This is a genomic window from Duganella sp. BJB1802 (genome assembly GCF_013369445.1).
Lineage (GTDB): Bacteria > Pseudomonadota > Gammaproteobacteria > Burkholderiales > Burkholderiaceae_D > Rugamonas > Rugamonas vulcania_A.
Map to the genome: position 1 here is coordinate 315,968 of NZ_JABWEF010000001.1, position 25,367 is coordinate 341,334.

General features: G+C 66.0%; 24 protein-coding genes. 6 read left to right on the forward strand and 18 right to left on the reverse strand.

All coding sequences use genetic code 11. The features are described from left to right. The first annotated feature begins 63 nt into the window (after nt 1-63). From HUX88_RS01480 to HUX88_RS01490, 3 genes are all read left to right on the forward strand, one after another. On the forward strand, nt 64-936 hold the full coding sequence (locus tag HUX88_RS01480; protein ID WP_176360579.1) for an EamA family transporter: 873 nt from the start codon (nt 64-66) through the stop codon (nt 934-936). A gap of 34 nt (nt 937-970) precedes the next feature. Further along, nucleotides 971-1,582 (forward strand): nitroreductase family protein, encoded by a 612-nt coding sequence (locus HUX88_RS01485; RefSeq protein ID WP_176360580.1) that lies wholly within the window; start codon nt 971-973, stop codon nt 1,580-1,582. An 89-nt stretch (nt 1,583-1,671) separates the two neighbouring features. Further along, nucleotides 1,672-2,100 carry a hypothetical protein gene (locus HUX88_RS01490; RefSeq protein ID WP_117013874.1) on the forward strand — a complete coding sequence of 143 codons (429 nt, stop codon included), beginning with the start codon at nt 1,672-1,674 and terminating at the stop codon, nt 2,098-2,100. A gap of 3 nt (nt 2,101-2,103) precedes the next feature. Here the strand turns inward: HUX88_RS01490 and HUX88_RS01495 are convergent, their stop codons facing one another. Continuing rightward, nucleotides 2,104-3,330: a Xaa-Pro peptidase family protein gene (locus HUX88_RS01495; protein ID WP_176360581.1), complete on the reverse strand. Its 1,227-nt coding sequence runs from the start codon at nt 3,328-3,330 to the stop codon at nt 2,104-2,106. A 155-nt stretch (nt 3,331-3,485) separates the two neighbouring features. On the opposite strand from HUX88_RS01495, the gene HUX88_RS01500 reads away from it, so the two are divergent. After that, the gene (locus HUX88_RS01500) at nt 3,486-5,114 is read left to right on the forward strand and encodes an S-layer protein (RefSeq protein ID WP_176360582.1); all 1,629 of its coding nucleotides are present in this window, start codon (nt 3,486-3,488) and stop codon (nt 5,112-5,114) included. Here HUX88_RS01500 and HUX88_RS01505 read toward each other — a convergent pair whose 3' ends face one another. The 12 genes from HUX88_RS01505 to HUX88_RS01560 all read right to left on the reverse strand — a co-directional run bounded on the left by HUX88_RS01505 (nt 5,115) and on the right by HUX88_RS01560 (nt 19,248). Then, on the reverse strand, nt 5,115-7,640 hold the full coding sequence (locus HUX88_RS01505; RefSeq protein WP_176360583.1) for a M4 family metallopeptidase: 2,526 nt from the start codon (nt 7,638-7,640) through the stop codon (nt 5,115-5,117). Nucleotides 7,641-7,768: 128 nt separating this feature from the next. Then, nucleotides 7,769-8,272 carry a type II secretion system protein gene (locus tag HUX88_RS01510; protein ID WP_176360584.1) on the reverse strand — a complete coding sequence of 168 codons (504 nt, stop codon included), beginning with the start codon at nt 8,270-8,272 and terminating at the stop codon, nt 7,769-7,771. Further along, a complete protein-coding gene (locus tag HUX88_RS01515; RefSeq protein ID WP_161085347.1) occupies nt 8,247-8,621 on the reverse strand; it encodes a type II secretion system protein in 375 nt (124 codons plus the stop codon). Before HUX88_RS01515 ends, HUX88_RS01510 begins: the two co-directional genes overlap by 26 nt. Nucleotides 8,622-8,625: 4 nt before the next feature. Continuing rightward, nucleotides 8,626-9,126 (reverse strand): type II secretion system protein, encoded by a 501-nt coding sequence (locus HUX88_RS01520; protein WP_176360585.1) that lies wholly within the window; start codon nt 9,124-9,126, stop codon nt 8,626-8,628. 2 nt (nt 9,127-9,128) lie between these two features. Continuing rightward, nucleotides 9,129-11,087, reverse strand: coding sequence for a secretin and TonB N-terminal domain-containing protein (locus tag HUX88_RS01525; RefSeq protein ID WP_176360586.1), 1,959 nt, complete (start codon nt 11,085-11,087; stop codon nt 9,129-9,131). After that, the gene (locus tag HUX88_RS01530; protein ID WP_217916187.1) at nt 11,084-11,653 is read right to left on the reverse strand and encodes a hypothetical protein; all 570 of its coding nucleotides are present in this window, start codon (nt 11,651-11,653) and stop codon (nt 11,084-11,086) included. The genes HUX88_RS01525 and HUX88_RS01530 overlap by 4 nt, the downstream gene beginning before the upstream one ends. Further along, a complete protein-coding gene (gene pilO / locus HUX88_RS01535; RefSeq protein ID WP_176360587.1) occupies nt 11,650-12,246 on the reverse strand; it encodes a type 4a pilus biogenesis protein PilO in 597 nt (198 codons plus the stop codon). Before pilO ends, HUX88_RS01530 begins: the two co-directional genes overlap by 4 nt. Next, nucleotides 12,234-12,794 (reverse strand): hypothetical protein, encoded by a 561-nt coding sequence (locus HUX88_RS01540; protein ID WP_176360588.1) that lies wholly within the window; start codon nt 12,792-12,794, stop codon nt 12,234-12,236. Before HUX88_RS01540 ends, pilO begins: the two co-directional genes overlap by 13 nt. Next, complete coding sequence (locus HUX88_RS01545; protein WP_373886737.1) at nt 12,791-13,726, reverse strand: hypothetical protein; 936 nt, start codon at nt 13,724-13,726, stop codon at nt 12,791-12,793. The genes HUX88_RS01540 and HUX88_RS01545 overlap by 4 nt, the downstream gene beginning before the upstream one ends. Then, entirely contained in the window at nt 13,713-15,413 is a 1,701-nt protein-coding gene (locus HUX88_RS01550) for a GspE/PulE family protein (protein ID WP_176360589.1), read from the reverse strand. Before HUX88_RS01550 ends, HUX88_RS01545 begins: the two co-directional genes overlap by 14 nt. After that, the gene (locus HUX88_RS01555; RefSeq protein WP_176360590.1) at nt 15,410-16,612 is read right to left on the reverse strand and encodes a type II secretion system F family protein; all 1,203 of its coding nucleotides are present in this window, start codon (nt 16,610-16,612) and stop codon (nt 15,410-15,412) included. Before HUX88_RS01555 ends, HUX88_RS01550 begins: the two co-directional genes overlap by 4 nt. Before the next feature lie 98 nt (nt 16,613-16,710). Next, nucleotides 16,711-19,248: a M4 family metallopeptidase gene (locus tag HUX88_RS01560; RefSeq protein WP_176360591.1), complete on the reverse strand. Its 2,538-nt coding sequence runs from the start codon at nt 19,246-19,248 to the stop codon at nt 16,711-16,713. Nucleotides 19,249-20,002: 754 nt separating this feature from the next. On the opposite strand from HUX88_RS01560, the gene HUX88_RS01565 reads away from it, so the two are divergent. After that, complete coding sequence (locus HUX88_RS01565) at nt 20,003-20,659, forward strand: hypothetical protein (protein ID WP_117013860.1); 657 nt, start codon at nt 20,003-20,005, stop codon at nt 20,657-20,659. Between the two features lie 7 nt (nt 20,660-20,666). Here the strand turns inward: HUX88_RS01565 and HUX88_RS01570 are convergent, their stop codons facing one another. Next, nucleotides 20,667-21,323, reverse strand: coding sequence for a DUF6445 family protein (locus HUX88_RS01570; RefSeq protein ID WP_117013859.1), 657 nt, complete (start codon nt 21,321-21,323; stop codon nt 20,667-20,669). 5 nt (nt 21,324-21,328) lie between these two features. Then, a complete protein-coding gene (gene argH, locus HUX88_RS01575; protein ID WP_117013858.1) occupies nt 21,329-22,726 on the reverse strand; it encodes an argininosuccinate lyase in 1,398 nt (465 codons plus the stop codon). Between the two features lie 97 nt (nt 22,727-22,823). Between argH and HUX88_RS01580 the strand changes: the two genes are divergently transcribed. After that, a complete protein-coding gene (locus HUX88_RS01580; protein ID WP_176360592.1) occupies nt 22,824-23,249 on the forward strand; it encodes a GNAT family N-acetyltransferase in 426 nt (141 codons plus the stop codon). Here the strand turns inward: HUX88_RS01580 and HUX88_RS01585 are convergent. From HUX88_RS01585 to HUX88_RS01595, 3 genes are all read right to left on the reverse strand, one after another. Continuing rightward, on the reverse strand, nt 23,246-23,557 hold the full coding sequence (locus tag HUX88_RS01585) for a hypothetical protein (protein ID WP_176360593.1): 312 nt from the start codon (nt 23,555-23,557) through the stop codon (nt 23,246-23,248). The two genes, HUX88_RS01580 and HUX88_RS01585, sit on opposite strands and share 4 nt — an antisense overlap. Then, complete coding sequence (locus HUX88_RS33220) at nt 23,550-23,789, reverse strand: colicin E3/pyocin S6 family cytotoxin (RefSeq protein ID WP_176360594.1); 240 nt, start codon at nt 23,787-23,789, stop codon at nt 23,550-23,552. Before HUX88_RS33220 ends, HUX88_RS01585 begins: the two co-directional genes overlap by 8 nt. 183 nt (nt 23,790-23,972) lie before the next feature. Beyond that, nucleotides 23,973-25,367 carry a YfcC family protein gene (locus HUX88_RS01595; RefSeq protein WP_117013856.1) on the reverse strand — a complete coding sequence of 465 codons (1,395 nt, stop codon included), beginning with the start codon at nt 25,365-25,367 and terminating at the stop codon, nt 23,973-23,975.

Here is a 25,367-nt window from a genome sequence, read left to right on the forward strand (position 1 = left end):
ATCTTGACATCAAGATTGTTTTTGATCAGACTTCCATTTTATCTTGAAGTCGAGACAAATGCCATGAGCGAGAAAAGCACGACATCGTCCCTGATCACCACACTGACCACCGCGCTGGCGCCGGCCATCTGGGGATCGACCTACATCGTCACCACCCAGCTGCTGCCGCCGGACCGGCCGTTCATCGCCGCGCTGTTGCGAACCCTGCCTGCCGGCGTGCTGCTGCTGATTTTCATGGGACGCCTGCCGCCGCGCGCGGAGTGGGGCCGGCTGGCGGTCCTGTCGGCGTTGAACATCGGCTTTTTCCAGGCGCTGTTGTTCATCGCGGCCTATCGCCTGCCGGGCGGCTTGGCGGCGGTGGTCGGTGCGATCCAACCCTTGCTGGTCATGGGGCTGGCCTGGCTGCTGGACCGGCGTCCGCCGGCGCGGCTGGCCGTGGGCGCCGCCGTACTGGGCGTGCTGGGGATGGCGGTGCTGCTGCTCTCGCCCGGCGCTGCCTGGGACGCGGCGGGCATCGCGGCTGCGCTGGCTGGCGCGGCCTGCATGGCGGCCGGCACCTACCTCACGCGCCGCTGGCGCAGCGAGCTGCCGGTGCTGGCGTTGACCGGCTGGCAGTTGCTGCTCGGTGGCTTGATGCTCGCGCCGCTGGCCGTGCTGGTCGATCCGCCGCTGCCGGCGCTGGGCACGATGCAGGTGCTGGGCTATGTCTACTTGTCGCTGGCCGGAGCGCTGCTCGCCTACGCCTTGTGGTTCCGAGGGATCGCCCGGCTGTCGCCGGTGGCCGTGTCTTCACTGGGCTTGTTGAGTCCATTGGTCGCGGTGGTGCTGGGCTGGGCCTTGCTTGGGCAGGCGATGAGCGGCTTGTCGCTGGCCGGCCTGGTCACGGTACTGGCCAGCATCCTGGCGGTGCAACGGGCTTCCGCGCAGCCCCGCTGATACGCGCTTTTCAAACAACCACAGAGGGAACCAAATGAACATCAAACACCTGATCGAATCGCGCATCTCCGCCAACCGCTTCGACACCAGCCGTGCGCTGAGCGACGCCGACATCTCGGAGCTGGTACGCCTGGCGACGCTGGCGCCGTCGGCCTACAACTTCCAGAACTGGAAATTCATCGCGGTGCGTACGCCGCAGGCGAAGGAGCGCCTGAAGGAGGTCGCCTTCGGCCAGCAGAAGGTGGCCGATGCGCCGGTCACCTTCATCATCGTCGGCACGCTGGCCGCGCACGTGGGTCTGCCGCTGGCGTTGAAGCCGTCGGTGGACGCCGGGATCATGCCGCAAACGGTTGCCGATGTGTGGGTGGGCATGGCGCTGCACACGCATCCCGGCAATCCGCAGTTGCAGCGGGACGAAGCGCTGCGTTCCGCCTCGCTGGCTGCGATGACGATGATGCTGGCCGCCGAGGGTATGGGGCTGGCCAGCAGCGCCATGAGCGGATTCAACGCCGCCGGGGTAAAACGCGAATTCAACCTGGGCGAGGACGACGTGCCGGTCATGCTGCTGTCGATCGGCTACGCCGCCGCCGGCAACTGGCCGCAGAAGCTGCGCAAGCCGCTGCAGGAAGTGATGGAATTCGTTTGAGCCGCGTCATGGCCGCGCCGGGAATGGCTGGATTTTCCCGGCGCGGCGGCGCAGAATGCAGACTTCTTTCTCACGGCAGGGCAGTGAACATGGCGCAGACTTTCCACAAGCAGTCGATCGGCTTCAATCCATTCCTGAGCACGCGCGACTGGATAGTTTGGGGGTGTCTGGTCGCCGGCTTCCTTGCCGTCGCCTTGTTGGCCAGTTACTGGGAGCCGACTGCGCTCGTGCGGGGAGTGCTGGTCGGCGCGTGCATAGGCCAATTGCCGTCGCTGTTGATGTGCCTTCCGGTACGCGGCACAGTGGATGCGGCAGGGGAGACGGCCTTCATCGGCCGCGTTCAGCAGTTCGGTTTCGTCCCGGCGGGCGAAACCGATGAGGGCCGCATCTTCAACTACAAAACCCCGCGCTGGATGCGTTGGGACTCCAACCGTGTCGTGATCCGTCCCGCCGACGGCGTCCTGCATGTCACCGCGCCGCTGTACTTCTACAACCGGCTCAAGCGCATGCAGGCATAAGGCTTACTTGCGCAGGCCGAACGGATCGTCGATGCTGTGCGCGGGCTCGGTGAACCATTTCGGGCCGTTCTCCGTCATGTAGAAATGGTCCTCGTGGCGCACGCCGAATTCGCCGGGGATGCAGATCATCGGCTCGTTCGAGAAGCACATGCCCACGTCCAGCGGCGTCTTGTCGCCGCCGACCAGGTAGGGCCACTCGTGGATATCGAGGCCGATGCCGTGGCCGGTGCGGTGCGGCAGGCCAGGCAGCTTGTAGCCTGGACCAAAGCCGTCGGCCTCCAGCGAACGGCGCGCCGCCATGTCCACCTGCTCGCACGGCACGCCCAGCTGCGCCGCGTTGAAGGCCGCCAGCTGCGCCGCCTTCTCGCTGTTCCATACCGAGCGCTGACGCTCGCTGATCTCGCCGTACACATAGGTGCGCGTGATGTCGGAAATGTAGTTGTGCAGTTTGCAGCCTGTATCGATCAGCACAGTGTCGCCCCGTTGCAACGTTTGCACATAGCTCACGCCATGCGGATACGCGGTCGCCTCGCCAAACAGCACGATCACGAAGTACGAACCGGACGCGCCGACCTTGCGGTGCGCGCGGTTGATGAACTCCTCCACTTCGGTGGTGGTGATCCCTTCGCGCAGCATGCTGGCGGTGGCCACGTGCACGGCCAGCGTCATGTCCTTGGCGCGCTGCATCAGCGCGATCTCGTTGGAGGATTTACGCGTGCGGCAGTGCGCCGTGACCTGGCGCGCGTTCTCCAGCGTGTAGCCGTCGGCCAGCGGACGGATGCCGTCGTAGATGAAGAAGGCCGCGCTCTCGCAGATGCCGATGCGCGGCGCGGCGGCGCCGGCGGCAGGCGCGATGCCCATGCGCTTGAGCGTGTCGATGAACAGCTGGTACGGGCTCTCATGCTCGTGCCACGTATTGACGTTGCCCTCGACCAGCATGAAGTCCTTCAGCGTGCTCTCTTCGAAGGCCGGGGCGATGTACTCCACCGCGCCGCTGGCCGGCAGGATGGCGCCGACCATGCGTTCGCTGGGGTACCACTTGGTGCCGGTGAAGTAGGTCATGTTGGAGCCGGCGTTGACGTAGATCGCCGCGATGCCCTGGTCGCGCATGTAAGCCTGCGCGCGCGCCAGGCGCTGGAGGTGTTCGTCCTTGCCGATGGGGACCGCGCCTGCAGTCATGTCGGACAGCGAGGCCAGTGCCTCTTCCATGGTTTTTCCGCCAATAGTCATTTTTATAACCCTGATTTAATTTGCGTGGCCGCGCGGAGCTTGGTCTGCGCCAGCCGGGGATCATAGCAGTTTTGCACGCGCCGCCAAGTCACAGGCGCGTAATAGTCCGATGCTAGTGTGCCGAATTCCGCATCTACTTTCAGGACTCACTTATCATGTCGTTCGTCTCCCATTTTCGCCCACGCCAATTGCTGATCCCCACCGCCATCGCCATCATGCTGACCGCAGTCGCCTGCGGCGGCGACCAACCGGCCGACATCGTCGTGCCGCCGCTGCCGGCCGGCCGCTGGATCGCCGGCGACCTGCACACCCACACCACGCAGTCGCCCGACACGGACGTCAGCCAGACGCTGGACAAGGTGCTGGGTAAGGCCTTCACCAATTATGGCCTGGACTGGATGGCGATCAGCAACCACCTGCGCCTGTCGTCGCGCGACGAGAAGGGCGCATCGCTGCCTGCGGGGATTCCGCTGTCGATCGGCGTCGAACGCTATGAGATCCCGCACGTGCAGGCCTTGCAGGCGGCCGGCACCTACGCCGACAAGTTGATCTTCTCCGGCTTCGAATGGGACATGCCGACCCATGACCACATCGGCATCGGCCTGTTCGAGGGCGGCGACAAGCTGGCCTCCAGCACCAAGGGCATGAAGGAATTCGAATACCTGTTCACCACCCGCGACCCGGCGCTGTTCGATGCCGCCGATGTCGCCGCGTGGAAGAGCAAATACGGAACCACCCGCTACAATGCCAGCGCAGACGACGCGCTCAAGGCTATCAGCTGGTTGAAGGACAACTACCCGGACACCAGCTACGCCGTGGTCAACCACCCGTCGCGCAACAAGGGCAGCTACACCGTCGACGACTTCCGCCGCTTCAACGATATCGCGCCGAACATCGTGTTCGCCATCGAAGGCATGGTAGGCAACCAGATGGAGCCGGACCGTGGTGGCTACACCGCCGCCTACACGCCGGAGAACGCGCCGTTGCGCGCATACGGTGGCGTCGATTACATCGTCGCCAAGGTCGGCGGCGTGTGGGATGCGCTGCTCGGCGAAGGCCGCCGCATCTGGAACCTGACCGACTCGGACACCCACTTCAAAATCGTCGGCGGCAACAGCAGCGGCTACTTCCCCGGCGAGTACGCGAAGAACTACGTCTTCAACAGCGCCCAGGGCAAGCCGGCCGCGAAGGACCTGCTGCAGGGTCTTCGCTCGGGCAAGATGTTCTCGGTCTACGGGGACTTGATCAACGCGCTGGATTTCAACCTGGCCAGCAAGGACGACCGCAAGGAGATGGGCGGCGAATTGAAGGTCGCCAGCGGCGACAAGGTGACGATCACCATCCGCTTCAAGTCGCCGGCGAAGAACAACTACGAGAAGCCGGTCGACAGCGGCACGGCGGCCAACGTCAAGCCGGTGGTCGACCACGTCGACCTGATCGTCGGCGACGTGAACGCCAAGGCCACGCCGGGCAGCGCCGCCTACAGCGTGGCCACCAACGCCAGCACGCGCGTGGTGAAGCGCTTCACCAGCGCGGACTGGAAGGTCGATGCGGACGGCTACTTCAGCATCAGCTACGAAACCACCGCCAGCAAGAACCAGTACTACCGCCTGCGCGGCACCAACCTGGGCACCGATGTCGCCGGCCTGACCCAGGACGGCGAACCGCTGGCGGACCAGCGCACCGGCACCACCGACAACACGGCGCGCTTCAACGACATCAACGACCGTAACTACCGCAGCCTGTGGTTCTATTCGAACCCGGTGTTCGTCAGCCTGCGTTGATTACTTCGCCAGCAGGCTGACTTTGTCGAGCACAAAGGAGGTCTGCTTGCCGCTGTCTTCGCGCATGACGAACGACAGCGTCACTGTGCGGCCCTTGAAGGCCGACAGGTCGTAGCTGCGGATCTGGTAGCCGTCGGCGGCGTCCAGGTTGGACCAGGTGGCCAGCGTGCGCAGCACCGCGCCGCTGCCGCTCCTCACGGTGACGGTCAGCCGGTCGTAGACCCTGCGGGCGGTTTCGTCGGTGTCGATGTGCAGCGCGAAGGTCAGCATCGCCGACGTGGCGTTCGACGGTATCGTCACCGACTGGGTCAGCGTTTCGATGGCGTAGAAGCCATTGCCGCCCATCCAGGCGTAGCGCGTGCCCTCGTAGGCCTGCTGGCCGGAGAAGCTGCCGATGTCGCCGGTGCTGCCATGCCAGCCCGTGGTGCCGTTTTCGAAGCCGCCGTTGGTCACCAGCTCATTGCCGCCACCGCCGGCGGCCACCGTCAACGTCGCCTTGGACGAGGTGGCGCTCTTCTGCGGCGATGACGTATCGCTGACGACCGCGTTGAACATCGCGCCGTTGTCGGACAGCTGCGCGGTCAGCGAGTAGGTGGCCGACGTGGCGCCGGCGATCTCCGCGCCATTGCGCATCCACTTGTAGGAGTAGGGCGGCGTGCCGCCGCTGGCGCCCACGCTGAACGACGCGGTGGCGCCCGGCGCCACGGTCACGCTGGCCGGCTGCGTGGTGATCGTGACGTCGCTGCCGGTGGAGCCACCCTCGTCGACGTCCGCGCCGACGTTGATCGCCGCGTAGGCGCGCTGCACCGCGATGGCCTCCTTCGAACCGGCGCCGTACAGTTCCTGCGCCGACGCCAGCACCTTGGAGCGCGCGTCGGCGTAGTTGGTCGTCGAGGTGAACTTGGTGGTCAGCGATTTGAACCAGATGCGGTAAGCCTTGTCGTTGCCGATGCCGGTCATCGCGGCCGGGTTCTTGACCAGGTATTTGCTGTAGTAGTCGGAGGCCGGGTCGGAACTGGAACCCTGCGACAGGAAGTAGTACATGCGGTTATTCGGCCCGCTGGAATAGTGCACGTCCAGGTATTTCAACGTGCTGCTCCACGCGTCCGGGCTGCTGCCATCCTTGCTTGGCTTGTACATCCAGCGCAGCGGCTGGCCGGACTTGCTGATCTCCTTGCCCATCATCCAGTCGTTGCCGGTGGCCGGAATCACCGCGCCGGTGCCGCCGTTGCGGGCATAGGCCTCGATCATTTCGCCGCCGATGTCGGAGTTCGATTCGTTCAAGCCGCCGGACTCGCCGGAGTACACCAGGTCCGCCGTCGACGCGGTGACGCCGTGCGACATCTCATGGCCGATCACGTCGATGGAGCCCAGGCTGTAGAAGGTGTCGCCGTCGCCGATATACATGCATTTGCAGCTGTCGTCATAGAAGGCGTTGTCGTAGGCCGTGTCGACGTGTGCCGCGATGTAGGTGGCGGTGTTGTTCCCGTCCAGCGAGTGCCAACCCAGCGCGTTCTTCAAGCCGTCGTAGGTGTTCATCAGGCCCCACAGCGCGTTGACCGCGGCGGTCTGGCCGTTGGCGTTGGTGGTGCTGCCGCCGTTGTAGTTTTGGCCGTCGCCCCAGACGTTGGTGCCGTTGACGTAGATGGCGCCGGGGTCGGGATTGTTGGCCGGGCTGTGGTTGGCGTTGGTGATCGCCATGCCGCCGAATTTTCCGCCGGTGCCACGCGTGCTGTCCAGCATCTGGTAGCCGCTGCCGGTTTGCGAGGTCTGGATCGGCACCTGTCCGTTGTATTGACTGTTGCCGGTGCCGACCACTGTCTTCAACGCCTGCCACTGCGCGATGATGGCGCCGGTCCTGGCGTTGACGATGGTGTCGAAATAGACTGGCTTGCCGTCTTCGGCCAGGCGCAGCTTGACGTAGTAGGCCAGCTCGTAGCGGTCCACCACTTCCTCCACGTCCAATGCATTGAGCTCGGCGTCGGCCTTGCCGGCGGCCGAGGGCATGCGTACCGTCTTCATGATCGGGTAGATCGTCAGCTCGGCGCTGGGAGGCCAGCGGTTGGAGGCGCGCGGCGCGACAGATTTGGCCGCCATGGCGATGGCGTCGGCGGCGCTCAGCGTCGGTACCATGTCGCCGATGGAGGTGGGTGCCAGGCCGGCGGCCAGCTGGCCGCGCCGGTCGGCGGTCGAGACGCTGACGATATTGCCCGCCGCGTCGGTGACCACCACCGACTCCGAGCCGAACACCGGCAAGCCTTTGTACGTGTGCCGGGTGCGGACGATCTTCTGTCCGGCCGCGCCGGGATGGACGCTGCTGATGCGGAAGCTCAGCTCCGGCGCCACTCCGCGCGCGGCCTCCATCGCGGTCAGCTTCGCCACCAGGCCGGAGCTGTCCTGCGGCGTGAGCGTGTTGACCGGAGGGGCCATCAGTTGGTCTGCCGCGAGCGTCGCGGTGGCGGCCAGCAGCGACGTCGCGGCGGCGACGGCGGTGGTGACGGTAAGCAGGCGTGTACGCAGGATCATCTCATCCTCCCAATTTCAACCGTTCCAGCTGGCATCGAATGATGTCGCCGATTCCGCGTGGCGGATGAATCACGCTAGATCGCGGATGAATGGGACGTTCTGTCCAAGATCAATAACTGCGCAACAAGTCAGCGTTTGGCGTCCGCACTCTGCGGCACGGTGAACAGGTCGTGCGGATAGGTGAACAGCCAGTCGGCGTAGCGCGGCTTTTTCGCCAGGCCGGCGTCGTCGTCGTCGAAGTTGTCCTGCTTGATGGGGCGCTGCGCGGAGGTGGAGCGGATGCCGACGATGCGGCCCTGCTGCAGCACCAGGGCCCAATCGGGCTTGCCGGTGATCGGATCGTTGTACAGGCGGCGCAGGTGGCGTTTGGCGCTGGGGAAGCGCGGGTCCTTCAGCAGCTCCTCCAGTGTCAGCGGATACTGGCCGGCGCCGTTGGCTTTGTTGTAGGCCTCCAGCGCGTGGCGAAACTCGTGGCCGATGAACAGCAGCTCGCGCTCCTTGTCGCGCCGCATGGCGGTCGCATACAGGTCGGCGGCGATGGTCAGGCCGACGCCCATGAAGGCCACCAGCATCAGCGTCCACAGATAGGCGAAACCGCGTTGCCGTTTAAAGCTGTTCGTACGGCGTGCCATCGCGGGTCTTTCCTTTTGCGCCGCTGCGGATGTCGGCCACGCCGGGTTTTTCGGCGTCGGCGGACGGCAGCAGCAGCCAGGTGGTGGCCGATTCCGTCACCGGATCCAGCGGCACCTTGCGGAAGTAGCGCTGCGTGACGAGGTCCGCCAGCGCCGCCGGGTACTCGCCCTTGTCGGCGTAGTATTTGTCGATGCCGCTGCGGAGCACTTGCAGGTTCTCCCTCAACGCCACTTCCTTCGATTTGTCGACCGAACTGAAATAGCGCGGCAGCGCGATGGTGAGAAGCAGCGAGATGATCGCCAACACCACCAACAGCTCGACCAGCGTGAATCCCTTGTTGCGCTTCATGGCGTCACCATTGTTTGAGGGGGATGCCGTTCAGGCCCATGACGGTGGAGCGGGAGCTGACGTCGAACACGTCCTCGCCTTCGGTCGGGTTGTCCGGCGGCGAGGCGTAGGAGCGTACGGCCCAACCGCCGCTGGCCGCGCTGTTGGCGAAGCCGTTGGCGTTGCCGTCGGCCGGCGCGAACGGATCGCGTGGAACACGGCGGAGGAAGTACATGTTCTGCTTGCGCGGGCTGCGCTGATCCGGCACGCCGACGACCAGGTCTTCCAGCTTTTTAGGATAGCCGGAATCGCCCATCGCCAGCTTGATGCGGCCGTTGTCGGCGGCGCGCTTGTAGGCGTCGATGGCTTCGCGGATCTCGATCAACGCGGCGCGCAGCTGGTGCTCCTTTTCGCGCTGCAGCGCCACCTGCGCCATCGGCGCAGCCACCATCGCCAGCGTGGCGAGGATGGAGAGCGTGATCATCAACTCGATGAAGGTGAAGCCGCGTTGGGCCTTGCGCTGCATGGCTACTGGCCTTTCTTCGGCGGCGTGCGGCGGACCGGGTCGACCGGCTCCGGCTTTGCCTGCGGTGCCGGCGGCGGCGCGGCGCCGCCTGTCATGCCGGAGCCGCCGGTCATGGCCGAGCCGCCGGGCGCCAATGCCGGCGCGGTGTCGCGCGGAGTGGGCGCCATGTCGGCCGCCGTGTCGGGTACGGCGGCCAGCGTGGTGCCCATCTGGCTACGTCCGCCGATATCGGTTTCGGTGCCGGAGTTGAATTCCGCCGCCGACAATTCCGGCCTGCGGATGGAGCGCAGCACGCGCGGCGTGATCGACAGCACGATCTCGCTGCGGGTCGAATCGTCCTTCTGGGTGCCGAACAAACGGCTCAACACCGGCAGCTCGCCCACGCCGGGCACCTTGTTGGCGGTGGTGCGGTCCTCGTCGCTGATCAGGCCAGCCAGCACCTGCGTCTCGCCGTCCTTCAGGCGCAGCACCGTGGCCGCGCTGCGCGTGCCGATCTGGTAGGCCTGCGTGCCGGATTTACTGACGATCTCCTTGACCACGCTGCTGACCTCCAGGTTGATCTTGATCGCCACCTCGTCGTCCAGGTAGACGTTGGGTTCCGCGTCCAGCTTGAGGCCCACGTCCACGTAGTTCACGCTGTCCGAGCTGACGCCGTTGTTGGTGGTGACGGTGATCACCGGCACGCGGTCGCCGATCAGCACCTTGGCCTTGTCCTTGTTGCGCACGCGAATGCGGGGATTGGCGAGGATGTTGCTGTCGGTGTCGTTCTTGTTGGCGTTGATGGACACGGTGCCGAAGCCAAGGCCGATGGTGCTGCCGCTGATCTTGTGCAGGTCGCCCACGTTCAGCGAACCGTATTGGCCGCTGCCCAGCAGGGTCAGGCCGACGGTGTCGGGCCAGCGCACGCCCAGCTCCTGGATACGCGAGCGCTTCACTTCCAGCACTTCCACCTCCAGCATGACCTCGGGATCGGCCACGTCCTGCACGGCGATGATGCGTTCGGCCATGCGTATCATCTCCGGCGTGTCGCGCATGATGATGGTGCCGATGCGTTCATCGGTGACGATGTCGCGCGCCTTCAGCAGCGTCTTGAGCGAGAAGGCCACCGTCTTCACATCGGAGTTCGCGAGGAAGAAGCTGCGCACCAGCAGCTGCTGGTAGTCCTTCTGCTTCTGCGGGTTGTTGGGGTAGATGGTGATCGAGCGGTCGCCGGTGATGCTTTGCTCCAGCTGGTTGGCGCTCAACAGCATGCCGATGGCTTCCTCGATGCTGGTGTCGCGCACCGAGATGGTGGCGCGCAGGTTGGGATCGACGTCGCGGTCGAACACGAAGTTCAGGCCCGACACCTTGCTGATGAAATCGAACACGGCGCGCAGCGGCGCGTCGCGGAACTCCAGCGTGACCGGCTTGCGGTAGGCCATCGCCAGTCGTCCGCTGGCGGGGCGCAGGCGGGTCTGGGCGTCGTTGATCTGGGTCTTGAGCCGCAGCAGGTCGCGCTGGTTGGGGCGCTCCACCAGCAGGGGGCGCAGCAGCTCCTGCGCCTGCGCCAGATTGGCGTCGCCGCCGCGCTGCAGCAGGGCTTCCGCTTCGCCCATCGTTTGCTGGTGGCGCTGGTCCTGTGCGAGCATGGCCTTGCCTTGCCGCGCCACCAGGTTGGCCGGGTCGATGGCCAGTGCCTGTTCGTACAGCGCGCCGGCTTCGGCGGCCTGGCCTTTCAGGCGCAGCGTGTCGGCGCGGCTGTTCATGGCGTTGACCAGTTTGAGCTTGCGGTTCAGCAGGACGATGCGGTATTCGGCGTTGTGCGGGTCGTCGCGCGAGGCCTGTTCCAGCTTGGCCAGGCCTTGGTCGATCTGGCCGGCGTCCAGCAGGGCGTTGCCTTCCTTGAAGGTCTGGCTGCCGGCGCAGGCGCTCAGCAGCAATGCGACGGCCAGCAGGTGCAGGCGGTGGGCGGTTGGTTTCAATTGGCGTCCCCTACGACTAAGGTTTGTTTCTGGTTGAGCGGCAGGTAGACGAAGTTCATCGTGTTGCCGCTGACGCTGTCGAGCAGGTAGCTGTCGTTGACTTTTTCGCCGGGACGGGCGACCACGTTCTGGCCATCGACTTGCAGGAAGTAGGCGGTTTTGCCTTCGTCGGTGAAGCGGCCCATGAACTGGAAGGGCAGGGTGGGCGGGCCGGATGGTGGGCTGGCCTGTTGCGCCGCTTGCTGCGCCTGCGCCTGGTCCATCATGATTTTCTTCGGTGTCTCCGGCGCCCAGCTTTGCTTGGCGAAGACATTGCCCATCTCGTCGTCGGCGACACGCGGGTGGATTTGCAGGTCGACGTTGTCCGCAGCGGGGACGGGCGTGGTGGCGGCTGCGGTGCTGGTGGCGTCGGCTGGCGGGGTGGCGATGGCTGTCGCCACCGGCGCTGGCGTGGTCTCGCGCGTGGTGGCGGCTGCTGGGCCGACCACGCCGCCGTCCTGGTCGGGCGCGAACCATGCGGCCAGCAGGGTGGCGACGGCGGCGGCGCCGATCACGATTTTTCTCATCGCCGCGCCTCCTGTCGCACCAGCAGCACGAACTGGATGCGTGCGTCGATCTCGCCGGACTCGATCTGCTCGCGTTTGAATGCGACCGAGTCGAGCGTCAGCGTCGGCAACGCCTGCAGTGCGCCGATGATGAAGGTCTGCACGCTCGCGTAGTCGGCCTTGACCGGCAGCGTGATGCGATAGCGCAGGAAGCCGGCCTTGGTGTCCATCTCTGGCTTGTATTCGGCCTTGTTGAGCGCTATGCCGCTTTGCTGCGCCACCTTCACCAGTTCCTTGAGCTGGTCGGGGATCGCCTCGTGCGCGGGCAGGTAGGCGTAGAACGCGGCCACGCCGCCGGCGGCGGTCGGCGCGGGCGTGTGCGGCGCGGCTGCCGCGCGGGCGGCAGCGTTGAGCTGTCGCGTCAATGTGGCCTGGCGCTGGTCGAGCTGCGTGGCGTGCCATTGCGCCAGCACGGCCAGCAGCGCGCAGGCGATGCCGGCCACCGCGCCGGGACCGGCCTGGCGCAGCAGGCGGCGTGTCTGCCACGCCAGCCTTGGTGCCAGATTGGGCGCGAGCTTCAACTTGGGCTGCGCGCCTGACTTTATTGCCGCCATTGGGCCTCCAGCTGGAAATGATAGGGACGTTCTCCAGCGCCGGCCGCCATCTCGTGCTTGATCAGGTACACGGAGCGGAACATCGGCTGCTGGTTGAGGAAGGCCAGGTAGTTGATCATGTCTTGCGCGGTTTCCGCTTCGGCGGTGATCTTGAGCGCGCCGGAAGGCACGGCGGTGTCGGCGCCGTCCTGCGGCGGTTGTCCGTTCAAGTCGAGCGCCAGCAGGGCGACGCGCACGTCGGCCGGCGCGACGACGGCCTTGATCAGCCGCGTGACCGGGAGGTTGAGCTGGCGTACCGCTTCGGCTACCGCCTTGACCTGCAGATCCAACTCGCGCTGCTGCGCGGGCGCCAGCGCGGGGCGTGTGAGGCGCGTTGGCTGCACGGCGGCCGTTTGGGCCTCCAGGCGAGCCGTCAGCCGATTGACCGTTTGCAGTTGCGTGATCCAATTGACGGCGGCGGGCAGCAGCATCAGCACGCCGACGGCCAGCAAGGCAAGGCGCCAGCCGGTCGGTTGCGTGGCGCGCGGCAGGAAGTTCAGGTGCGTCATGCCGCCACCTCCGGCTTGGCGGTGGACGATGGGGCTTGCGGCGGCGCTGCGCTGGCCGTGGCACGCTCGCCGAAGGGATTGGCGTTCAGATGGAAGCGCGATGGCAGTGCGCCGGGGACCAGGTGCAACGCGGTGGCTGGTGCGGGAGCGTGGGCTGGCGGCATCGCGCTCAGGTCCGTGACGGCGATCCGTTCGATGGCGGCCAGTTCGGGCGCGCGCAGTGTCCAGCGCTGCCAGGCTTGCGGCAGTTCGAGCCGCCACGCCTCGCTGGCCGGCTGCGATTGAATGGCGACGATGCGCCCGTCGCGCAGCGCCGCCATCGTGATGCGGCCAGGCTCGATCAGCGCCAGCGCGCCGACGGCGTCGGCTGCGCCTTTGCGCGGTCGCTTAGGCTGCGATGCCTCCAGCGCGCGCAGGGCGGTGGCGAGCAAGGGCTCGATCACGCGGCAGGCATGGCCGCATTCGGCGGCGACGTCCTTCAGCGCTTGCAGCAGCGTGCTGTCGACGCCGCAGACCAGGCGTGTGTGGCCGTATGGCGCATCGTCGCCGACCACGCTCCAGCCGCGCGCGTTGTCACCGTACAGGGCCGCCATTTGCGTTTGCAGGAAGCGGCTGGCCGATGGTTCGGACAGCAGCGCGTCGCTCCACGGCGCTAGCACCAGCTGGCTCCAGCGGCCCGACAGACTGATCTCCAGCGGCAGCTTGGCCATCGCGATGTCCGGCTGCTGCAACAGCGTGCGCAGCGCGTCGATGGCGGCCTGCCAGTGGCCGCCGGCGCCATCGACGGCGATCTGCCGTGCGCTGCCTTCCACCAGCCGCCCGCCTTGGCGGACCACACACAACACCTGCTGCGGCGACAGCAGCACACGCAGGCGGCGCGGCGTCAGCGGCCCTGTCGGCACCAGCCGCGCAAAGCGTTCAATAAGTGACACGATTGAGCTCCAGTAAAGTCGTTTCCCCCTGCCGCACCAGATCCAGCCCGGCGCTGCGCGCCAGCCGGAAGCCCATGGTGGCGGCTTCCTCCTTCATGCGGCTCACCGGTGCGCGGGTGCAGATCATCTCGCGCATGGCGTCGTTCAGTATCAGCACCTCGGCCACCGCCTTGCGGCCCTTGTAGCCGGTGCCGCGGCAATGGCCGCAGCCGCCGCCGGCCTTGAAGCGCCACTCGCGCACGTCGCCGGCGCTCAAGCCGCTGTCGGCCAGGTCCTGAGGATCGGGCGCCACGTCCACCGCGCAGTGCTCGCAGTTCAGCCGCAGCAGCCGCTGGGCGACGATGCCGTTCAGCGCCGCCGCGAAGCTGTACGGGTCCACGCCCATGTGCAGGAAGCGGCCCACCACGTCGAACACGTTGTTGGCGTGGACCGTGGTGAACACCAGGTGGCCGGTCAGCGAGGCCTGCACCGCGATCTGCGCGGTCTCGTCGTCGCGGATTTCGCCGATCATGATCTTGTCCGGATCGTGGCGCAGGATGGAGCGCAGCCCGCGCGCGAAGGTCAGGCCCTTCTTCTCGTTGACGGGAATCTGCAGCACGCGCGGCAGCCGGTATTCGACCGGGTCCTCGATGGTGACGATCTTGTCGCGGCCCGTGTTGATCTCGGTGATGGCGGCGTACAGCGTGGTGGTCTTGCCCGAGCCGGTCGGCCCGGTCACCAGCAGCATGCCGTGCGGCTTGGCGGCCAGGCGGCGGATCTGCGCGATGGCGTCGCCGTTCAGGCCCAGGCTCTCCAGCCGCAGCGCGGCGGCGGCCTCGGTCAGCGCGCGCCGGTCCAGCAGCCGCAGCACCGCGTCCTCGCCGAAGATGTTGGGCATGATGGAGACGCGGAAGTCGATCTCGCTGCCCTTGACGCGCACCTTGAAGCGGCCGTCCTGCGGCACGCGGCGCTCGGCGATGTCCAGCTCCGCCAGCACCTTGATGCGCGAGATGATCTGCTCCGCCATCTGCAGGCCCTGCACCGTGCCGGCCTGCACCAGCACCCCGTCCACGCGATACTTGATCACCAGGCTGGCGGCGTCGCATTCCAGGTGGATGTCGCTGGCCTGGAACTTCAGCGCGTCGTAGATGGTGGAGTTGACCAGCTTGACCACCGGGCTGCTGTCTTCGCTGATGCGTATCAGCGAGATGTCCTCGATGGTCTGGTCCAGGCCCGCCGTCTCGCCATGGCTGCCGTCCTCCATCATGTCCTGCATGGCCTGCTGCACGCTTTCCTGCTGCACCAGGTAGGCGGTCAAATCGTCGGGATGGGCCAGCGCCACTGTGTAGGCGCAGCCGATGGCGTAGCCGGCCCACTGCAGCGTGTCCTCGGCGAAGGGATTGCCGATCACCAGCACCGGCACCGCGCCGGCATCGCCTGCATCGCCGCCTTCGCGCAACAGCACGCAGTCGCGCTGCGCGCAGTCGGTGTAGGACAGCAGGTCGAACGCCGGCGACGCCGCCTGCAGCCTGCCCATCGGCCAGGCCGGATAGCAGAACAGCGCGGCCAACTGGCGCGTGAGCTCCTCCGGCGTCAGGCCGCAGGCTTCCTGCAGCAGCGCCATGGCCGGCCGGCCCTGCGCCATCGCGGCGGCGCGCGCGCTATGCAGCATCTCGGGGCTGAGGACAGCCGGTTCGCGTGCGTTCATGACAGACTCCCGGCCAACTCGAAGATCGGCATGTACATCAATACGACCACGCCGCCGATCACCACGCCGATCACCGTCATCAGCACTGGTTCCAGCAGGCGCGAGGCCCAGTCCACCCAGCGGGCGAATTCCTCGTCGTGGAACTTGGCCGAGCGTTCCAGCATGTCGCCCAGGCGGCCGGTGTTCTCGCCGACCTTGAGCAGCGACTGCGCCACCGGCGTGGCCAGCGCGTTCTGTTCCAGCGCGGTGGAAAACGGCAGCCCCTGTTCGACCGCGCGGCGCGTCTGCACCAGCTGCACCTGCTGCGCCGGCAGCAGCATGGCGCCGGTCATCGCCAGCGCCTTCGATAAAGGTATGCCGGCGTGCAGCAGCAGCGACAGCGCGCGGTAGAAGCGCGCCAGGCGGAACTCGGCGGCCTTGGCCGACAGCACCGGCAGGCGCAGGATGGCCAGCACCAGCCGGCCGCGCAGCGCCGCGTTGCCAAGGCCGAGCACCACGCCCAGCACCACGCCGGCCAGCGCGCCGGCGCACAGCCACGGATGCGCGGCCAGCGCCTGGCCGAACGACAGCAGCATGCGCGAGGCCCACGGGATCTCGCGCCCCGAGCCTTCGTACACCACGCTGAACTTGGGCACCACATACCCCATCAGGAACAGCGTGACCAGCGTGCCCACCACCAGCAGCATGGCCGGGTAGATGGCCGCCGAGACCAGCTTCTTGCGGATGGCGTCGAACTGCAGCTGGTAGCCGACGAAGCGCGCCAGCGCCTCCGGCAGGTTGCCCGAGCGCTCGGCCGCGTGCACGGTGGCGACATACAGTTCCGGGAAGACGGCCGGGAAATCGGCCAGGGTGTCGGAGAAGCTTTTCCCCTGTTGCAGCGAACGCTGGATCGCGGCCAGCGTGGCGCGCGCGCCGCCGCGGGTTTCCTTGTTGAGCAAGGTGGCGGTGGCCTCGCTCAGGTTCAGGCCCGCCTCCAGCAGGGCCAATAGCTCCTGGCTGAATTGCAGCAGCGGGAAGGCCTGCTTGCCCGGGCGCGCGGACGCACGCGCCCCCGCACCCATGGATTCGGTACTGCCGATGGCCAGCACGCGCCAGCCGTTGCGCGCCGCCTGGCGGATCGCCTCCGCCTCGCTGGCGGCGTCGATCGCTATGGTTTGCGGGCCTGACGGTCCGCCCTGCACTTGGAGATGAAACTGCATCGCTTGCTCAGCCAGGAAAAAAAAGCGAGGCGGCGATGGACTGCCGCCCCGGCAAAAAAACAGCCCCGTCGGGTCAGGCGGGGACTGTCTTACCACATTTACTGGGTGATCAGGCTGACCTTGTCCACCACGAACGACGTTTGCAGCGACGAGTCCTCGTTCATCGCGAACGACAGCGTGACGGTCTGGCCTTTGTACGCGAGCATGTTGAAGGTGCGGACCTGGTAGCCGGTCGCCGCGTTCACGTTCGAGTACGTGGCCAGGGTGCCCAGCACCGAGCCGGCGCTGTTCTTCACGGTCACCACCATCTTGTCGTAGGCGGTGCTGCCCGTTTCATCGGTGTCGATGTGCAGCGCGAAGGTCAGCGTGGCCGCGGTGGCGGTCGACGGGATCGTCACGGCCTGGGTGATGGTCTCCGAGGCGGTGGTGCCGTTGCCGCCCAGCCAGGCGAACATGGTGCCCTCGTAGGCGCTCTGGCCGCTGTAGTTGCCGATCACGCCGGTGGAGCCACTCCAGCCGGTGGCGCCGGACTCGAAGCCGCCGTTGGTCACGCGCTCGGTGGTGCCGCCGGTCGAGCCGACGGTCAGCGTGGCGTTGCCCGAGGTGGCGGTCTTGACCGGCGACGACGAGTCGCTGACCACGGCGTTGAACACCGCGCCGTTGTCGGCCGTCTGCGCCGTCAGCGAGTAGGTGGCCGAGGTGGCGCCGCTGATGACGGCGCCGTTGCGGTACCACTTGTAGGTGTACGGCGAGGTGCCGCCGCTGGCGCCCACGCTGAACGAGGCGGTGGAACCGGCCGCCACGCTCACGTTGGACGGCTGGGTGGTGATCGACACGCCGCCGGTGGCGCCGGTTTCGTCGATGTCGGCGCCGACGTTGATCGCCGCGTAGGCGCGCTGCACCGCGATCGCTTCCTTCGAGCCCGCGCCATACAGCTCGGTGGCGGCGGCCAGCACCTTGTTGCGGGCGTCGGCGTAGTTGGTCGACGAGGTGAACTTGGTGGTGTTGGCCTTGAACCAGATGCGGAACGCCTTGTCGTTGCCGATGCCGGTCATCGCGGCCGGGCTCTTGACCAGGTATTTCGAGTAGTAGTCGCTGGTCGAGCTGGAGTTCGAGCCCTGCGACAGGAAGTAGAACATGCGGTTGTTCGGGCCGCTGGAGTAGTGCACGTCGAGGTTGGAGATCGAGCTGCTCCAGGCGTCCGGGCTGCCGCCGTCCTTGCTCGGCTTGTACATCCAGCGCAGCGGCTGGCCGGACTTGCTGATCTCCTTGCCCATCATCCAGTCGTTGCCGGTGGCCGGGATCACGCTGCCGGTGCCGCCGTTGCGGGCGTAGGCTTCGATCATCTCGCCGCCGATGTCCGAGTTCGATTCGTTCAAGCCGCCCGATTCGCCCGAGTAGTTCAGGTTGGAGGTCGAGGCGGTGACGCCGTGCGACATCTCGTGGCCGATCACGTCGATCGAGCCCAGGCTGTAGAAGCTGGAGCCGTCGCCGATGTACATGCACTTGCAACCGTCGTCGTAGAAGGCGTTGTCGTAGGCGGTGTCGACGTGGGCGGCGATGTAGGTGGCGGTGTTGTTGCCGTCCAGCGACTGCCAGCCCAGCACGTTCTTCAGGCCGTCGTAGGTGTTCATCAGGCCCCACAGCGCGTTGACCGCGGCGGTCTGGCCGTTGGCGTTGGTGGTGCTGCCGCCGTTGTAGTTCTGGCCGTCGCCCCAGACGTTGGTGGTGTTGGTGTAGATGCTGCCGGCGTTCGGACTGTTGGCCGAGCTGTGGTTGGCGTTGGTGATCGCCATGCCGCCGTAGGTGCCGCCGGTGCCGCGGGTGGAGTCCAGCATCTTGTAGGTGCTGCCCGACAGCGAGGTCTGGATCGGCACCTGGCCGTTGTACTGGCTGTTGCCGGTGCCGACCACGGTCTGCAGCGCCTTCCACTGGGTGATCACGGCGCCGGTCTTGGCGTTGACCATGGTGTCGAAGTACACCGGCTTGCCGTGGTCGGCCATGCGGGTCTGCACGTAGTAGGCCAGCTCGTAGTGGTCGACCACCTGCTCCAGGTCCATGGCGTTGAGCGCCGACTCGGCCTTGTTCACGGCCGACGGGATGCGCACCGATTTCATCACCGGATAGATCAGCAGCTCGGCGCTCGGCTGCCAGCGGTGCGTGCCGCTTGGCGCGACCGCCTTGACCACCAGCGCGATGGCGTCGCTGGCGCTCAGCGTCGGCGTCCAGTCGGCCGGGGCGACGGTGGTCGAGCGGCCCCCGCCCGTGGCGGCCGGCGCGTCCAGCGCGGCGCGGCGGTCGGCCACCGACTCGCTGATGATGTCGCCGGCGTTGTTGGTGACGATCACCGATTCCGAACCGAACACGCGCAGGCCCTTGTACGTGTGGTTGGCGCGGGTGATCTTCTCGCCCACCACGCCGGGGTGCTGGCTGGCGATGCGGAAGCTGTGGTCGGCGGACAGGCCGCGCTGGCTGTCGAGCGCGGCCATCCTGGCCACCAGCCCGGCGCTCTCTTGTGGAGAGGACTGGGCCACCGGCGCGGACATGAGCTGTGCCGCCGCTTGGGCTGCGTTGGACGCCATCATCGGCAATGCGGCGACGACGGATGCAGCGAGTAGGGTCTTACGTAAATTCATCTCTTCTCCATGGGGTCTGATTGTTTTCGCTAGGTGCGGCCTTGGCCGGGATAGTGGCCAACTCGGCGTTCCCGGCGCCGCGGCGGCGGTTGGCCGCGCGGCGTTTTTGTGCGGCTAAAACGGCGAGTAGGGGCGACACTATTCCTGTCGCGCTCACGAAGTCAAAAAACTTGGAAAATTAGTCACAGAAGAAAAAAATGTCTGAAATGAGACACTCCGGCGGGGCGCCGGGGAAGCTGTCATACCAGAAGTTGAGGGCAGGATCCCGCACGATAGGCGCGGTTTGTCTTAAATCAACAACGAACTAGACGCCGCCCTCTATTTTCGGTGGCTACGCAACACTATGCCCAATTTTTCAGCAAATCGTGGTTGCAGAGTTCTAATATTGCGAATTAAACTAGTTGACGCCAGCGCGAATTATGGTTCGTGACTGGCATATAAAAAGCGCAGGGCACGACCCTTGGTAACAAGCGCAACGGGAACCACAGGAAGAAAACGATGACCGCACACCCAACGCACAATGTCAGTTCCGCCCGCGCTCTGCGCGCCGCCCACACCACGGCGCCGCCACCGCTCTAGCATCGTCCTCCATTTGTCACCGCTTGCCGCATCCTGACTGCCGCCGCGCCTCCATCCGGGGCGCCGGCAGCGGGTTTGCGTCGCCGCGCGGGCGCCGACCACGGCGCGGCGCGCGGCGCAGCGCCTGCTGTTAGTTGAGTTATTGTCCGCCGGCGCGCGGACAGGGGGAGCTTGTATGCTGTCGATTGCTACCAAAGTTGAACGCATCGTCATGGATTCGTCGTTTCTCACCGAGGGGTTGCGGCGCAATCTGATCAATTTGTCGGAGTTGGCGCGCCAGCTGCAGCCGCAGTTGGAGAGCGACATGTGGAAGCCGGTCGGCCAGGCGGCCGTGGTGATGGCGCTGCGGCGCGTGGCCGAGCGCCTGCCGGAGGCCAGCAACCAGCCGCTGGCGCTGGCGCAGAAGACCGGCGAGCTGACCACCCGCACCGAGCTGACCGAGTACACCTACCGCTATTCGGACAGCATCAACGAGTGCCACCGGCGGCTGCTGTCGAAGGCCGAGCCGATGCGCGGCGCCTTCGTCACGGTCACGCGCGGGGTCAACGAGGTGATGGTCATCAGCAGCCGCGTGCTGACGACGATGGTGGAGGAGGTGTTCGCCGGCGAGCGGCTATTGGCGCGCCAGGACAACCTGAACGCGGTGACCCTGCACCTGAACCCGGACACCAGCCGCACGCCCGGCATCTATCACGCCATCCTCAAGCAGCTGGCGTGGGACAAGATCAACCTGGTCAACATGATCTGCACCTACACCGAGCTGACCATCCTGCTGGAGCAGAACCAGACCGGCGCGGCGTTCTCGGTGTTGTCGAAGATCGTGACGCAGTAGGCGCCGCTCAGGCCATCCAGAAGAAGACCGCGGTCATGCGCTTGTCGTCGTGGTCGCAGCCGAAGTAGCCGCTGGCCGAGTGCACCAGGTTGGCGCGGTACAGCAGCATGCGGTTGAAGCGGTTGTCGATGCGCTGCTCCTCGTGCCAGGCCTGCGGGGGCAGGCTGGTCACGCCCAGCGCCTCGCGCAGGTTGGCATGCGGCGGGCTGCAGTAGTTGCCGCCCAGCGTGCCGTCCGGGTAGCGCAGGCGGTAGAACGAGGTGCCGGCCGCCGGCAGCGGATCGGGCGACAAATAGATCACGGCGGCGTAGCGGCACAGCTTGAGCGAATCGGTGTGCGGACGCGGGCCCGATTCGATGCCGCCCACCAGCTGCACATAGTTGTGGTTGAGGGTGCTGCCCTGCGGCGTGGCCTCCTGCCACAGCTTCTTGGCGCCCGTGACCTTCTTGACCCAGGCTTCCACCAGCGCCAGTTCGTCCGGCAGCAGCGCGCCCTTGCTGCGCATGCCGGGCCACGGCTCCGGGCGGTGCGGCGCGCCCAGCTCCCAGTCCTCGCGCGCGAAGCAGCGTTGCGCCACTTCCTGCGCGTTGGGCAGGATGTCGTCGATGACCCAGTAGTCGCGTCCCGCTTGCGGTTTGCGGTAGGTGAGCGTCGGGCGCGCCATGGCCTTTATTTGGCCAGCTGTTCGCGCACGCGCGCGATGGCCTTGCGCACCTGGTTCGGCGCGGTGCCGCCCACGTGGTCGCGCGCGGCCACCGAGCCTTCCAGCGTCAGCACGGCGAACACGTCGTCGTCGATCAGCGTGGAGTAGGCGCGCAGCTGGTCCAGCGACATCTCCGACAGGTCGATCTTTAGGTCGTCGCAGGCGCGCACCGCGTGGGCCACGGCTTCGTGGGCGTCGCGGAACGGCAGGCCCTTCTTGACCAGGTAGTCGGCCAGGTCGGTCGCGGTGGCGTAGCCCTGCAGCGCGGCGGCGCGCATCGCTTCCGGCTTGACGCTGATGCCGCCGGCCATGTCGGCGAAGATGCGCAGCGTGTCGACCACGGTGTCGACGGTGTCGAACAACGGTTCCTTGTCTTCCTGGTTGTCCTTGTTGTAGGCCAGCGGCTGGCCCTTCATCAGGGTCAGCAGGCCCATCAGGTGGCCGTAGACGCGGCCGGTCTTGCCGCGCGCCAGTTCCGGCACGTCCGGGTTTTTCTTTTGCGGCATGATCGACGAGCCGGTGCAGAAACGGTCGGCGATGTCGATGAAGCCCACGCGTGGGCTCATCCAGATCACCAGTTCCTCCGACATGCGCGACACGTGGGTCATGATCAGCGAGGCGGCGGCGGTGAATTCGATGGCGAAGTCGCGGTCCGAGACGGCGTCCAGCGAATTGTGGCAGACGTCGTCGAAGCCCAGCGTCTGCGCCACGCGCAGGCGGTCGATCGGGAAGGTGGTGCCGGCCAGCGCGGCGGCGCCCAGCGGCAGGCGGTTGACGCGCTTGCGGCAGTCGGCCATGCGCTCGGCGTCGCGGCCGAACATCTCGACGTAGGCCAGCATGTGGTGGCCGAAGGTGATCGGCTGCGCCACCTGCATGTGGGTGAAGCCGGGCATGATGGTGTCGGCGTTCTTCTCGGCCAGGTCGGTCAGCGCACCGCGCAGCGCGGCCAGCAGCTCGAGCACGTCGTCGATGGCCGAGCGCACGTACAGGCGGATGTCGGTGGCCACCTGGTCGTTGCGGGAGCGGCCGGTGTGCAGGCGCTTGCCGGCGTCGCCCACCAGTTCGGTCAGGCGTTTTTCGATGTTCAGGTGGACGTCTTCCAGGTCCAGCAGCCATTCGAACTGGCCGGCTTCGATCTCGGCGGCGATTTGCGCCATGCCGCGTTCGATCTCGGCGCGGTCGGCGGCGCTGATGATGCCCTGCGCGGCCAGCATCTCGGCGTGGGCCAGCGAGCCCTGGATGTCGGCCTTGGCCAGGCGCTTGTCGAAGAAGACCGAGGCGGTGTAGCGCTTGACCAGGTCGGAGACGGGTTCGTTAAAACGGGCCGACCAGGCTTCGCTTTTTTTGGAAAGTTGTGCTGTCATAGTGGGGCAGGCGTGTGCGGTGATTGATGTCAGCAGCGATTATAAACCGCCAGCTGCTCAAAAATATGTCAACATTACCATTTTGCCCATCGAAATCATGACGACACTGCACATCAGCACCAACAAGGCGGATCTGGACGTGCCGCTGATTCATCAATTCATCAGCGAGCAGTCGACTTGGGCGATTGGCATGCCGCTGGCGGTGCTGGAGCGGGCGATCGAGCATTCGCTGTGCTTCGGCGCCTATCTGGACGGGCGGCAGGTCGGTTTCGCGCGCGTGGTGACCGACCGCGCCACCTTCGCCAACCTGGTCGACGTATTCGTGCTGCCGGAGGTGCGCGGGCGCGGCTACGGCAAGCAGCTGGTGGAGGCGGTGCTGGCGCATGCCGATTTGCAGAACCTGCGCCGCTTCACCCTGGCGACCGGCGACGCGCACGGCCTGTACGCGCAATTCGGCTTCACGCCGCCGCTGCGCCCGGCCTCGCTGATGGAACGCTACTTCCCGAATATCTACAGCAATTAAGTCAGGCGGACCTTCAGCCACTTCATCAAAGCCATTGCGCCCGAGGGGCTCGTGGATTTGGCTATCGTCGGGAACTGGTGGTCGAATTCCGCGAGCAGCTGGTCCATGCTTTGGTGTTTTGAACGGATGTTGAGAAGCGTCGGCAGGATGGCTGCGTTGGCGATCCAGAGCGCGTACTCGTTGCGCGTCATCCCGAGGTATTCGTGGAGCGGCTGCTTGCCGGGATTCTGATGCCAGAGTTCGATGAAGTCATCAATGTCCTCAGGCTTGGCTTCGCGCAAGAGGCATTTTTCAATAAAGTTAGACATCGATTTTCCTCCCCGCGACTGCGCCTTTGGTGAGTTGGCCGGTGACGGCGTCGATGCTGCCGAGATGGCGGCCGCGCCTATTGAACACTTCGATTTCTCCGTGCATCCAATCCCACGTATATAGTTTAGTCCTATCCTTGGATCGCCAGCGCTTTTCGCCATGGCGCGCGCCGAGATAGACGCACTGGTCGAGGTAGGATGGTTTTGGAATGGGTATCAACTGAACCCCCACAGCACCGCCGGAGTGGCAGCATGGGGCTCAAGTTAGCACGGGGCGTCGACTCGCCATTGATGTTGGTCTATCAGACGGAGCTAAAACAGCGGGGTCAAGTCTGACATTCGGACACGAGCTCAACTGTAGCGGCGCGCTACAGTTGAGCTCGTGTCCGAATGTCAGACTTGACCCCAAATTTCTTTATTGCCAGTTCATCAGGCAGGGCGGGACCAGCAGGGCGAGCGCCAGTGCGGCGTAGATCAGTTGCAGCGGTACCATCCACTTGGCCCAGGTGATCCATGGGATGCGCGCCAGGGCCAGCACGCCCACCGTGATGCCCGACGTCGGGATCATCGGCGTGGTGAATTCGCCGAACTGGAACGCCAATATCGCGGTCTGCCGCGTGACGCCCACCAGGTCGGCCAGCGGCGCCATGATCGGCATCGTCAGCGCGGCCTGGCCGCTGCCGGAGTGGATGAAGAAGTTGATCACGGTCTGGATGCCGAACATCTTCCACGCCGAGAAGATCGGGCTGGACGACTGCACCAGCGGCATCAGCGCATGCAGCATGGTGTCGATGATGTGGGCGTCCCGCGCCAGGATCATCGTGCCGCGCGCCAGCGCGATCACCAGCGCCGTCCCCACCAAATCGCGCGCGCCCTGGATGAAGCCTTCGACGATCTCGCCCGAGTCGAGCCCGCCCACCAGGCCGATGACAATGCCCATCGTCAGGAACAGCGCGGCGATCTCGTGGATGTACCAGTCGTACAGCACCACGCCGCCCACCATGACGACCAGCGCGCCGACGAAGATCGCCAGCACCAGCTTGTGCCGCCCGGTCATGCCGTGGAACTCGCCCAGGCCGTGCGGCTGTTCGCGCCGTTTGTCCTGGTCCAGCGCATAGGTCGGGCTGAGCTCCGGCGTCTTCTTGACGCGCGCGGCGTACCACATCAGGAATACGATGGTGACGGCGGTGGCGATCACCCATACGATCACCCGGTAGGCCCAGCCGGAAAACACCGGCACGCCGGCGATGCCCTGCGCGATGCCGACGTTGAACGGATTCAGGAACGCGGCCGAGAAGCCGACCTGCGAGCCGAGGAAGGGGATCGAGACGCCGGTGATGGTGTCATACCCCAGCGCCAGCGCCAGCGGCACGAAAATCAATATAAACGGTATGGCTTCTTCATTCATGCCGAAGGTGGCGCCGCCGATCGAGAACATGGTGACGAACACCGGGATCAGCGCCCGCTGGATGATCACCGAGCTGTCGTGCGCGCGCGCCAGCGATTTGATCATCGAGTCGACCGCCTCGGTCTTTTGCAGCACGGCGAAGGCGCCGCCGACGATCAGCACGAAGCCGATGATCAGCGCGGCGTCGACGAAGCCGTTGATCGGCGCCTTCATCAGCGCCGCCAGCCCCTGCGGCGCGCTGGCGATGTAGTGGAAGCTGTCCGGGTCGATCAGCTGCTTGCCGTTGACCAGGTGGGTGTCGTACTTGCCGCCCGGGACCAGCCAGGTGGCCCCGGCGATCAGCGCCAGGATGATGAACAGCAGGACGAAGGTGTGCGGCAGCTTGAATTTTTTGGTGGTCAT